This window comes from Winslowiella iniecta (assembly GCF_001267535.1).
In the GTDB taxonomy this organism is placed as follows: domain Bacteria; phylum Pseudomonadota; class Gammaproteobacteria; order Enterobacterales; family Enterobacteriaceae; genus Erwinia; species Erwinia iniecta.
The window spans coordinates 55,500-68,001 of sequence record NZ_JRXE01000002.1; the positions used below are offsets into that span (position 1 = coordinate 55,500).

The 12,502-nt window shown below is 53.9% G+C and carries 10 protein-coding genes; 6 read left to right on the forward strand and 4 right to left on the reverse strand.

Annotated features, from left to right (window positions below):
• The first annotated feature begins 78 nt into the window (after positions 1–78).
• The gene (locus NG42_RS01425; protein ID WP_052897028.1) at positions 79–1,137 is read left to right on the forward strand and encodes a DUF1176 domain-containing protein; all 1,059 of its coding nucleotides are present in this window, start codon (positions 79–81) and stop codon (positions 1,135–1,137) included.
• Between the two features lie 704 nt (positions 1,138–1,841).
• Here NG42_RS01425 and tkt read toward each other — a convergent pair.
• A complete protein-coding gene (tkt, locus tag NG42_RS01430; RefSeq protein ID WP_052897030.1) occupies positions 1,842–3,842 on the reverse strand; it encodes a transketolase in 2,001 nt (666 codons plus the stop codon).
• 93 nt (positions 3,843–3,935) lie between these two features.
• Positions 3,936–4,886, reverse strand: coding sequence for a transaldolase (gene tal, locus NG42_RS01435; protein WP_052897032.1), 951 nt, complete (start codon positions 4,884–4,886; stop codon positions 3,936–3,938).
• 525 nt (positions 4,887–5,411) lie between these two features.
• On the opposite strand from tal, the gene maeB reads away from it, so the two are divergent.
• A complete protein-coding gene (gene maeB / locus NG42_RS01440; RefSeq protein ID WP_052897034.1) occupies positions 5,412–7,691 on the forward strand; it encodes an NADP-dependent oxaloacetate-decarboxylating malate dehydrogenase in 2,280 nt (759 codons plus the stop codon).
• A 39-nt stretch (positions 7,692–7,730) separates the two neighbouring features.
• Here maeB and hemF read toward each other — a convergent pair whose 3' ends face one another.
• Positions 7,731–8,645, reverse strand: a complete 915-nt coding sequence (gene hemF, locus NG42_RS01445) for an oxygen-dependent coproporphyrinogen oxidase (protein WP_052897036.1) — start codon at positions 8,643–8,645, stop codon at positions 7,731–7,733.
• 36 nt (positions 8,646–8,681) lie between these two features.
• Positions 8,682–9,551, reverse strand: a complete 870-nt coding sequence (amiA, locus tag NG42_RS01450) for an N-acetylmuramoyl-L-alanine amidase AmiA (protein WP_052897038.1) — start codon at positions 9,549–9,551, stop codon at positions 8,682–8,684.
• A 207-nt stretch (positions 9,552–9,758) separates the two neighbouring features.
• Here amiA and NG42_RS01455 point away from each other — a divergent pair, with 207 nt between their 5' ends.
• The 4 genes from NG42_RS01455 to NG42_RS01470 all read left to right on the forward strand — a co-directional run bounded on the left by NG42_RS01455 (position 9,759) and on the right by NG42_RS01470 (position 12,384).
• The gene (locus NG42_RS01455) at positions 9,759–10,184 is read left to right on the forward strand and encodes a GNAT family acetyltransferase (RefSeq protein ID WP_052897040.1); all 426 of its coding nucleotides are present in this window, start codon (positions 9,759–9,761) and stop codon (positions 10,182–10,184) included.
• Positions 10,185–10,243: 59 nt separating this feature from the next.
• Positions 10,244–10,693, forward strand: coding sequence for a DUF2919 domain-containing protein (locus tag NG42_RS01460; RefSeq protein ID WP_052897042.1), 450 nt, complete (start codon positions 10,244–10,246; stop codon positions 10,691–10,693).
• Between the two features lie 66 nt (positions 10,694–10,759).
• A complete protein-coding gene (locus tag NG42_RS01465) occupies positions 10,760–11,374 on the forward strand; it encodes an RpoE-regulated lipoprotein (protein WP_052897044.1) in 615 nt (204 codons plus the stop codon).
• A gap of 113 nt (positions 11,375–11,487) precedes the next feature.
• A complete protein-coding gene (locus NG42_RS01470) occupies positions 11,488–12,384 on the forward strand; it encodes a Dyp-type peroxidase (RefSeq protein WP_052897046.1) in 897 nt (298 codons plus the stop codon).
• The last annotated feature ends 118 nt before the right edge of the window (positions 12,385–12,502 follow it).

Consider the following 12,502-nt stretch of genomic DNA (forward strand, 5'->3'; position numbering starts at 1 on the left):
GGTCACAGATTAAGGCATGTTGATTGGTTGCCGTTGCGTTATCATCACCGCTTCAACTATTCGGGACCAGATTATTTAATGCCATATTGGATGAAATCGCTGCTGTTATTGCCTTTTCTGTTCGTCGCATGCGTGCGGGCAGAGCCGCTGCAAAAGACTTTTTCCGACTGGCAAGTGACCTGTAATAACCTTAATTTTTGTCAGGCCAGAAGCCTTCCGGGCGACAACGGCCTGGCGATGACCATTTCCCGTCATGCGGGTGTCAGCGATCGTCCGTTATTGCGCATCGATTATGGTAATCGCTACAGCGGCGAGCTGAACGGCGGCACGCTGAAAGATAATCTGTTGCTCGATCAGCAGCGCCTGCGTCCCGATCTGAAACACTGGACGGTTGAGCCGCATCATCTCTCGACCTCACACCCCATCTCTATTGATGAGTTTCTCTCGCAGGTGATGGATGCTGACACTATTCAGCTGACTTTCCGCCCGCAGGCGACGATTTCGCTGCATGGAATGAAAGCCGCCTTACTGCTGATGGATGATATACAGGGCAGGGTAAATGGCATGAGCGCCTGGGTCCGGCGCGGCGATCGCGTGGCATTTGATGTGCCGCCGGAACCGCAGCCGCCATTGTTGCGTACGCCGCAACAGCCTCCAGAGCCGCTGACGCGCGAAGAGAGCACGGGATTAATCGATTTTGGTACCTGGCGCGTTAACACGGATGAATGCTCGCTTGACCCAATGCGGCGAGAAGTCAGTGTTGCGCCGCTGAGTGATAAAAAGGCTTTACTGCTGGTCAGCTGTGAAATGGGAGCGTACAACGTGATTCAGCTGGCATTTGAAGTGACCCGTACCTTACCTTATGTCGCGCGTGGCCTGACACTTAATCTGCCTTTTACCCCGCCAAATCGCAGTGAAAAACAGATGGAACTGATTAATGCCGAATATGACGCGGCGACCAGTCAGCTACTGACCTTTGCCAAAGGTCGTGGATTAGGAGATTGCGGCAACGCCTCGCGCTGGCAGTTTGATGGCCGCAATTTTGTGCTGGCGGAATATGCCGAAGAATCAACCTGCGATGCCTGGCATAGCAGCGACGACTGGCCGACGCTATGGGTGAGCCAGCGGGCGGAGTGAATTTTTGAGCTAGCTGGCAGCCGGATCATGTTGTGTAAACCGCTCCAACAACGGGTTATAGCAACGAAAAAGATTGTAGTGCAGCCCTGTCGAGGTGCTGGTTCTTTGAGCACAGATTCTACAGGGATATTTCTCCTGTTGCTGACGGTATGTTTCATTCAGCATATTATCAACGGCTAAAATCAATAACCCGCTTGATTCCTGACAGGTCATTTCCAGTATCACTAACCTAACTCTTGAGCTTTGATTAGTGTACTTTCTTAAATAGCAACTGAACCTTTCCGGTCCGTATAATGACGGACACGAGTTTTATCATTACATGCCATTAACCCCAGAGGATCACTCCACGATAGCGAATTCGGCGCACAAGCATAAAGATTCAGCCCGCACGCCATCCCAATCGGCTGGTGATCTCGGCAAACACGCTGGCGTGCATCAGCGCATCTCCCTGACGGGCTGCACGATTATCGTTCATGGTTCAGACGTCCTGTCCGGTTTGTTTTATCTCGTCACGGCTTCCGCGTGCAGAGGTGAAAGATGAGTTATTCTGATTAATTTCACACGGTAATTAGTTTTTTACCGTGACGGCGATCGCGAAGGCGCTTCAGGGGATATTTTCGGACGCGGGCGGGGGGCAAAAAAAATCCGCCACCCGGTGAAGCATGACGGATTGTTTAATTAATGTGCTAAGAGTAAAGCCAACATCAGTGCGGTTTTAACAAGGCTTCCGCTTTGCTGACAATGTTTTCCACCGTAAAGCCAAATTCGGCAAACAGTTTCTCTGCCGGGGCGGACTCACCAAAGCCGGTCATGCCGACGATCGCACCGTTAAGACCCACATATTTGTACCAGTAGTCGGCGATACCCGCTTCGACCGCCACGCGGGCAGTAACGGTAGACGGCAGTACTGACTCACGGTAGGCGGCATCCTGCTTATCAAACAGATCGGTTGAGGGCATCGAAACCACACGCACTTTGTGGCCGCCAGCCGACAGTTTCTCGGCGGCACCAAGAGTGATTTCCACTTCGGAACCGGTAGCGATCAGAATCACATCCGGCGTGCCGTTGGCATCTTGCAGAATGTAAGCACCGCGTGAGATATCTTCCAGCTGCTGTTGGCTGCGCGGTGGCTGTGCCAGATTCTGTCGTGACAGAATCAGCGCGGTCGGGCCGTTATGGCGTTCAACCGCATGTTTCCAGGCTACCGCAGTTTCCACCTGGTCGCACGGTCGCCAGACGCTCATATTCGGCGTTACGCGCAGGCTGGCAAGCTGTTCAACCGGCTGGTGCGTCGGGCCATCTTCGCCAAGGCCAATCGAATCATGGGTATACACCATAATCTGACGGGCTTTCATCAGTGCGGCCATACGCGCCGCATTACGCGCATATTCGACAAACATCAGGAAAGTAGCGGTATAAGGCACAAAGCCACCGTGATGCGCGATACCGTTAGCAATCGCCGTCATACCAAACTCGCGCACGCCGTAGTGGATATAATTACCGGCAAGATCATCCTTGATCGATTTCGATCCGGACCAGATCGTCAGGTTGCTGGGTGCGAGGTCGGCAGAACCCCCAAGGAATTCAGGCAGCAGTTTGCCATACGCTTCCAGCGCGTTTTGCGAAGCTTTACGGCTGGCGATTTTCTGCGGGTTCGCCTGCAACTGCTCGATAAATTTCTGCGTTTCAGCCTGCCAGTTTTCCGGCATTCCGCCATCCATACGACGGCTGAACTCTTTTGCCAGCTCCGGATGTGCGGCTTTATAAGCGGCGAACTTATCGTTCCAGCTCTGCTCACGTTGCTGACCCGCGGTTTTGGCATCCCACTGGCTGTAGATCTCTTTTGGCACTTCAAACGGCGGATAATTCCAGCCCAGCGCTTTACGCGTCAGTGCGACTTCTTCATCACCCAGCGGTGAGCCGTGTGCTTCTTCTTTACCCGCTTTATTCGGTGAGCCAAAGCCGATAACGGTGCGGCAGATAATCAGTGAAGGTTTATCCGTGACGCTTTGCGCTTCTTTGATGGCGTCGGCGACCGCCTGTGGATCGTGGCCGTCAATTTCATGCACCACATGCCAGTTATAGGCTTCGAAGCGTTTGGCGGTGTCATCGGTAAACCAGCCTTTCGTTTCGCCATCAATGGAGATACCGTTATGGTCGTAGAAACCGATCAGTTTACCCAGTCCCAGCGTACCGGCGAGGGAAGAGACTTCATGGGAAATGCCTTCCATCAGGCAGCCATCGCCCATGAACACATAGGTGAAGTGGTCAACAATCTCATGATCCGGGCGGTTAAACTGCGCACCCAGCGTACGTTCGGCAATCGCTAAGCCTACGGCATTAGCCAGACCCTGACCCAGCGGGCCGGTGGTGGTTTCCACCCCTGGGGTATAACCAATTTCCGGGTGGCCTGGGGTTTTCGAGTGCAGCTGACGGAAGTTTTTCAGCTCTTCAATCGGCAAATCGTAGCCGGTGAGATGCAGCAGGCTGTACAGCAGCATTGAGCCGTGTCCGTTTGACAGAATAAAGCGGTCGCGATCGGCCCAGGCCGGATTCGTCGGATTATGCTTGAGGAAATCGCGCCACAGCACTTCGGCGATATCCGCCATTCCCATCGGTGCACCTGGATGGCCCGATTTGGCTTTTTGCACTGCATCCATACTGAGTGCGCGAATGGCGTTAGCAAGCTCTTTGCGTGAGGACATATTTTCTCCCCTGTTAGATTGATTCAAAAAATCTGTCGGGCGGCAGTGATGCCGCCCGGTCGTGCAGGTTGCACGTTGAATACGGCGGATGAATTACAGCTTAGCAGCCAGCACATCTTCCAGTTTCTGCTGGTCGACCGCGAACTGACGAATACCTTCCGCCAGTTTTTCTACCGCCATTGGATCCTGATTATGTTCCCAGCGGAACTCGGATTCAGAAAGTGGCGTTGGCTGGTTGAAAGCTTCGGTAGATGGCTTCAGCTTGCGCTCAACCGGCGCATCGCTGGCCTGCAGGTCTTTCAGCAGGTCAGGAGAAATGGTCAGGCGGTCGCAACCGGCCAGCGCAAGGATCTGCTCAACTTTACGGAAGCTGGCACCCATAATCACCGTATTATAGCGATGCTGCTTGTAATACTCATAAATGCTGCGCACTGATTTTACACCCGGATCTTCATCAACCACATACGGGTCAAGTGGTTTGCGCGTGTTGTACCAGTCATAAATACGGCCAACAAATGGCGAGATCAGGAATACGCCAGCTTCGGCGCAAGCACGCGCCTGGGCGAAGGAGAACAGCAGCGTCAGGTTACAGTTGATGCCATTTTTTTCCAGCTCTTCCGCCGCGCGGATACCTTCCCAGGTGGACGCCAGTTTGATCAGGATGCGTGAACGGTCAATGCCGTGCTCTTCATACATTCTCACCAGTTTTTCTGCTTTGGTGACACACATACCGCGATCGAAAGAGAGACGAGCATCGACTTCAGTCGATACGCGACCCGGCACGCTTTTCAGAATTTCGAGGCCAAGGTTAATCGCCACTTTGTCACTGGCGTTGATAATCTGCGTCTCTTTGCTGCCGCCCTGTTTTTTGGCGTAGTTGACGGCATCGTCGATCAGGTGTTTATAGGCGTCGAGGCCGGATGCTTTCAGGATCAGAGAAGGATTGGTGGTGGCATCTTCAGGATGGTAATTACGGATCGATTCAATATCACCACTGTCAGCGACGACGGTAGTGAACTGTTTTAATGCCTCTAGCTGGTTCATCTCATGGCTCCTTGATGTGCAATCAATAATGCGAATAGAGCCGTGGCGCAGTTATCGCCGCAGTTGTCTTGCCAGAGGGGCGTGCGCTTTAACCAGCGGGCGACCTGGAGTGGCATGTCGCTGCCTTTGCCTGTACAGGCGCCAGGACAAAGACGGTACAACGGCGCTAACCGACACGGCTGAGTGTTCTTAGGCGAAACATTGCATCAGACGTCCGGTAATGAAAATGCGTTTTCTCTGATTGTTGCGATGGGTTCGCTCAATGACCGCGTAGCGGGCAGTAAAAAAGCTGAACAAAAAGTATAGCAGCTGGATAAAAAAGCGTGGGGCCGCACAGCGAAGGTGCCGGTTCCTCCGCTGGATTTTTTTTACTGGCGAGGCATCGGGTTTGAGAAATTTTGGAAATAGTTTCCATCTTTGTGCCTGGTTGCCGAAAAGTTTGAAGCGGCTCAAGTTTTTTCCACTTTTGCCGCTTCTATACTGTTTGGTTCCAGCCTTTCATAACCAAAGCCAAGGAATCAGACGATGGACGAACAATTGAAACAGAGTGCGCTCGATTTTCACCAATTCCCCACCCCTGGCAAAATTCAGGTTTCCCCCACCAAGCCGCTGGCCACCCAGCGCGATCTGGCACTGGCCTATTCACCGGGCGTGGCAGCACCTTGTCTGGAGATCGCCCGCGACCCGTTAGCGGCGCATAAATATACTGCGCGCGGTAATCTGGTGGCGGTGATTTCCAACGGCACGGCGGTGCTGGGGCTGGGGAATATCGGCGCGCTGGCGGGTAAACCGGTAATGGAAGGCAAAGGGGTATTATTTAAAAAATTCGCCGGTATCGACGTGTTTGATATCGAGATCGATGAACGAGATCCTGACAAACTGATTAACGTGATTGCCGCCCTGGAGCCGACCTTTGGCGGCATCAACCTCGAAGATATCAAAGCGCCGGAGTGCTTCTACATCGAAAAAGCGCTGCGTGAGCGGATGAAAATTCCGGTATTCCATGACGATCAGCACGGCACCGCGATTATTTGTACCGCCGCGGTGCTGAACGGACTGCGGGTGGTGAAGAAAAATATCTCTGACGTGCGGCTGGTGGTGTCCGGCGCTGGCGCATCGGCGATTGCCTGTATGAACCTGCTGGTGGCGCTGGGGATGCAGAAGCACAATATCGTGGTGTGTGATTCGAAAGGGGTGATTTACCAGGGGCGTGAAGCGGATATGGCCGAAACCAAAGCGGCGTATGCGGTTGTGGATGACGGCAGGCGCACGCTGGATGAAGTGATCACCGACGCCGATATTTTCCTTGGCTGCTCCGGCCCGAAAGTCATGACGCCGGAGATGGTGCAACGGATGGCAAAGGATCCGCTGATTCTGGCGCTGGCCAACCCGGAGCCGGAAATTTTGCCAACCCTGGCGAAAGAAGTGCGCCCGGATGCGATTATTTGCACCGGCCGCTCGGACTATCCCAACCAGGTCAATAACGTGCTGTGCTTTCCGTTTATCTTTCGCGGCGCGCTGGATGTCGGAGCCACGGCGATCAATGAAGAGATGAAACTGGCGGCGGTGCATGCGATTGCCGAGCTGGCGCTGGCAGAGCAGAGTGAAGTGGTGGCTTCAGCTTATGGCGATCAGGAGCTGTCGTTCGGCCCGGAATATTTGATCCCGAAACCCTTCGATCCGCGCCTGATCGTGCAAATCGCCCCGGCAGTGGCGAAAGCGGCGATGGATTCCGGCGTTGCCACCCGGCCAATCGACAATTTTGATGCTTATCGCGAAAAACTGGCGGAATTTGTTTATACCACCAACCTGTTTATGAAACCGATCTTTGCTCAGGCGCGCAAAGATCCGCAGCGCGTGGTGCTGGCGGAGGGAGAGGAGGCGCGGGTGCTGCATGCCACGCAGGAGCTGGTAACCCTCGGACTGGCGAAACCGATTCTGATTGGTCGTCCCAGCGTGATTGAGATGCGGCTGAAAAAACTGGGGCTGAAAATTGAAGCCGGTAAAGATTTCGAAGTGGTAAATAACGAATCCGATCCACGCTTTAAAACCTACTGGAATGAGTACTACCAGATGATGAAGCGTCGCGGTGTCTCAGCAGAAGAGGCGCAGCGCGCGGTGATTGGTAACCCGACGTTAATTGGCGCGATTATGGTTCATCGCGGCGAGGCCGATGCGCTGATTTGCGGCACCATTGGTGATTACAAATCACATTATAATATTGTGGAAAAACTGTTTGGTTTTCGCCCGGATATGAAAATGGCCGGGGCGATGAATGCGCTGCTGTTGCCAAGCGGCAATACTTTTATCGCCGATACCTATGTTAATGAAGACCCGACGCCGCAGGAGCTGGCTGAACTGACCATTATGGCGGCAGAAACCGTGCGCCGTTTCGGTATCGAACCGAAGGTGGCGCTGCTGTCACACTCCAGTTTTGGCACGTCAGATGCACCGGCGGCGCGTAAAATGCGCGACACGCTGGCGCTGGTCAATGCCCGCGCACCGGAACTGGAGATTGATGGTGAGATGCATGGCGATGCGGCACTGGTCGAGAGTATCCGTCATGATCTGATGCCGGACAGCCCGTTAAAAGGCGCGGCCAATATTCTGATTATGCCAAATATGGAAGCTGCGCGAATCAGCTATAACCTGCTGCGCGTCTCCTGCTCGGAAGGGGTGACGGTAGGGCCGGTATTAATGGGCATTGCCAAACCGGTGCATGTCCTGACGCCAATCGCTTCGGTGCGCCGAATCGTCAATATGGTGGCGCTGGCGGTGGTGGAAGCGCAGACACAGCCGCTGTAGCCGGTATTCCTCCCCCATGCGCTGGGGGAGGGAACCGGATTATTTCGCCAGCCAGTCTCTGACCGGCAGGAAGTCGCTATACAGCGCCGCTTCCGGCGAACCGGCTTCCGGCTGGTAATCATACTCCCAGCGAACCAGCGGCGGCATTGACATCAGAATGGACTCGGTGCGCCCGCCGGTTTGCAGGCCAAACAGTGTGCCGCGATCCCACACCAGATTAAATTCTACATAACGCCCGCGACGATACAGCTGGAACTGACGCTCGCGTTCGCCCCACGGTAGCGCTTTGCGGCGCTCGACAATCGGCAGATAGCCATCGAGGAAACCGTTGCCGACCGCCTGCATAAAGTCGAAGCAGCGATCGAAATCCGGCGTATTCAGATCGTCAAAGAACAGGCCACCGATGCCGCGCTGCTCATCACGATGTTTGATATAGAAATAGTCATCACACCACTTTTTATAACGGTCATATACCGCTTCGCCAAACGGCTGGCAGAGATTAAACGCGGTCTGATGCCAGTGCTGCGCATCCTCAGCAAAGCCGTAGTAGGGGGTTAAATCAAAGCCGCCGCCAAACCACCAAACCGGCTCCGCACCGGGCTTTTCAGCAATAAAAAAGCGCACATTGGCATGGCTGGTCGGGATATACGGGTTTTCCGGGTGGATAACCAGCGAAACCCCCATGGCTTCAAAACTGCGTCCCGCCAGTTCCGGGCGATGCGCGGTGGCTGAAGCGGGCATCGCGTCGCCATGCACATGGGAAAAATTGACGCCGGCCTGTTCAAACAGCCCGCCGTTACGCAATACGCGGCTGCGCCCGCCGCCGCCGCCCGGACGCTGCCAGCTGTCCTCTTCAAACTGTGCGCCGCCGTCGGCCAGCGCCAGTTGCTGACAAATATTGTCCTGTAGCGAGAGCAGAAATTGTTTTACGCGTGCAATATCAGGAGTGTTCATAAGCCTGCCATCTGCAAAAATTTGCGCTGATTATACCTAACCCGGACGACGATTGTGACGATCAAACTCATCAAAGTAGCTGACAATGCCGTCAACGATGGCTCCGGCAATCTTCTGACGAAAGGCGGTGGTGCCCAACAGCCGCTCTTCGGCCGGATTAGTGATAAACGAGGTTTCGATCAGTACGGAAGGAATTGACGGTGATTTCAGCACCGCAAACGCCGCCTGTTCGGTATGCTGACTGTGCAGATGGTGCACCGGGCGGATCTGATTCAGCACATGTTTGCCGAGGGTCAGACTGTTTTTAATCGTATCGGTCTGCACCAGATCGAACAGCACCTGTTGCAGATAGTGATCTTTCTCCGCAGCTTTTACGCCGCCAGCCTCGTCAGCGGCGTTCTCTTTGTCCGACAGATAGCGTGCCATCGCGCTGCTGGCACCGCGATTTGACAGTGCAAACACCGATGCGCCATTAGCATCCGGGCTGGTGAAACCGTCCGCATGAATCGACATAAACAAACTGGCACCATGCTGGTGGGCGATTTCAACGCGCTGAAACAACGGGATAAAATGATCGCTTTCGCGCGTCAGGCGCACTTCAATACCCTTATGACTGCTGAGTTTATGGCGAATATAATTGGCGATCTCCAGCACGATATGTTTCTCTTCCGAGCCTTCATGGCCGATGGCACCGGAATCAATGCCGCCGTGACCCGGATCGATCATTACGATCTTTTTACCATTGCCGGGCGGCGGAGCGGGTTTGCTCTGGCGTGAGGCGACTTTCAGCGTCGCGTCCTCAGTTTTCGCCTGTAGCGGTTTCACTGGCAATAACGCCAGCGCCAGGCCGGAAAGCAGCAGCTGGCGGCGTGATGCCAGTGGGGTCAATTGCGTCATCTTCATCATATCGGTTCCGCTCGGCGTAAAAACGTATTGTTATATCGTAACAATCGCGCGCAGGCGACCCCGGAACTATTTCAGCGTTTTACTATTTATTTCAGCAAGCTGACAAAGCAAAAACGCTTTTTTTTCTCCGGAAACAGATTCGAAGCTTGCACCGGTAAAAGAAAGCGTGATAATCAGCAAATTCTGCTAAACATCTGAGTAAATTTCATGGAAATCCGCGTATTCCGCCAGGAAGATTTTGAAGAAGTGATCACTCTCTGGGAACGTTGTGACCTGTTACGTCCGTGGAACGATCCTGAGATGGATATTGAACGTAAACTGAATCATGACGCCGACCTGTTTCTGGTGGCGGTGGTTGGCGGCGAAGTCGTCGGCACGCTAATGGGCGGTTACGATGGTCATCGCGGCTCGGCTTACTATCTTGGCGTCCACCCTGACTATCGTGGTCGTGGTTTCGCTAATGCGCTGATTAACCGGCTGGAAAAAAAGCTGATCGCGCGCGGCTGCCCGAAAATCAATCTGATGGTGCGTGAAGAGAACGATGCGGTGATCGGCTTTTATGAAAAGCTCGATTACGAAATGCAGGATTCTGTGTGCCTCGGCAAGCGTCTGATTGAAGACCGTGAATATTAGGCTGCCTGCGGGCGAGTGCTCTCGCCCATTTTGACCTTAACAACGGTTTCCGCCTGTCTATGATTTCCCCCGACGATTACGATCATAAAGGCCAGTTGCGGCTGCCTTTTACCTTCTGGTTTATTCTGCTGTTACAGGCGCGTACCTGGCTGTTATTTGTCATGGCCGGTGCCTCGCGCGAGCAGGGCAGCGACCTGTTGGAGCTGTTTTATCCTGACACCCGGGCATTCTGGATCGGCATGGCGCTGGGCATACCGGCGGCGCTGGGTCTGCTGCTTACGGGTTATCGTCAGCGGCTGCCACGACTCTGGCAAGCCTGGCGCTGGGTATTATGTGGTGCGCTATTGGCGATGATGCTGATGCAGGGTCTGACGCTATGGCAGGGCGATGAGCAACTGTCGCTGCTGGTGGTGCTGTTGTCGCTGTTTGATTTACTGGCGCTGGGCTATTTGGTGCTGAGCCAGCGGCTGCTTAACTGCTTTAACCCGCAGCTAAACGCGGCGGAATAAAACTTTTTCGTTATTCAGCACTCAAAGCTGACTCACACGCATAACGTGTTGACTACAGGAGTTGCAATGAAATCTGTTCGCCCGGCGTTGATCATCGCCGCATTAGTGTTATCCGGCTGTGCCAGTTCTGGCTCCGGCTCGTCGTCTGATTCCAGCTGGTGGAACCCGTTCTCCGGCGTTTCCTGGTCAAGCTTGTCACCGTTTAACTGGTTTGGTTCTTCGCTGGAAGTGAGTGAGCAAGGTGTCGGCGGCATTAACGGTAGCACCGCCATGACCGAACAGGCGATTGATAAAGGGCTTAAGGGTGATTACACCTTGCGTAAAGGCATGCGCAGCAGCAACGGTGAGGTGGTTTCATTCTGGCAGGCACTGGATGACGACAACGTTAAGCTGGTGATTAACGGCCAGAGTACCGTCAGCAGCATTGAAGTGATGGATGAAGCCATTGCCAGCGCGGATGGCAGCAAAATTGGCAACAAATTCAGCGATCTTTACAGCAAAGCGTTTGGTGCCTGTCAGAAAGCGGAAACCACTGAAAACAACGCTGTGGAGTGTAAAGTGCCAAACAGCCAGCATATCAGCTATGTCTACAGCGGCGACTGGCATGGTCCGGAAGGTTTAATGCCGTCCGATGACACGCTGAAAAACTGGACGCTGAGTAAAATCATCTGGCGTCGTTAATGACGTATTGATTCCACGGTTATTTTGCCATGACGCAAGATGCCGCCTGAAACATCGGGTATGATAAGCGCCACATTCCGTCGGTAAGCATCATATTGCAGGAGAGCATTAGCATGTCTCAGTTTCAGAGCGGCATTTTATTGGAGCATCGCCGTTTTGCGATTTATCTTGAAGCCAGCGCGCAAGGTGATATCGCGGCTATCGCCAGTGGCAGCAAACAGTTCCTGCAACAGCTGACTGAGCTACAGCAAACCTTCCCGGATGCCGGCCTCGGTGCGGTTATCGCCTTTGGTAATACCCTGTGGCGCGATCTGAGCGGCGGTCAGGGCGCAGCGCAGTTAAAAGACTTTCAGCCGCTTGGCAAAGGCATTGCCCCCGCTACCCAGCGTGATCTGCTGATTCATATCCAGTCGCTACGCCATGATGTTAATTTCAGCGTGGCGCAGGCAGCACTGGCCTCATTTGGTGATGCCATCACCGTTGAAGACGAGACTCATGGTTTCCGCTGGGTCGAAGAGCGTGATCTTTCCGGATTTGTTGACGGAACCGAAAACCCGCAGGGCGAGAAGCGCCAGCAGGTAGCGATTATTGCCGACGGTGAAGACGCGGGTGGCAGCTATGTGTTGACTCAGCGCTGGCAGCATAATCTGAAGCAGTGGCAACGGCTGGACGTCAGTAAGCAAGAGCAGGTAATGGGGCGTACCAAAGTCAGCAATGAAGAGCTGGACAGCGAGACACGACCGGTCACGTCGCACGTGAGTCGGGTGGATTTAAAAGAGGATGGTCAGGGGCTGAAAATCTTGCGCCAGAGCCTGCCTTACGGCAGCGCCAGCGGCACTAACGGGTTATTTTTTATCGCTTACTGTGCCACCTTATATAATATTGAGCAGCAATTGCTGAGCATGTTCGGTGAAACCGACGGCAAGTACGATGCGATGTTGCGATTTACTAAACCGGTTACCGGCAGCTACTTCTTTGCTCCCTCAGTTGAGCAACTGATGGCGTTATAAGGTCTGGTGCTATCACTCGGCATGGGCGGCGAGAACGCCGCCTCTACATAATACGCCGTTATAACCACCTAAGTGTCTGGTGCAGGTTGTTTACCCGGTTCACCGAATACCGTAGGGG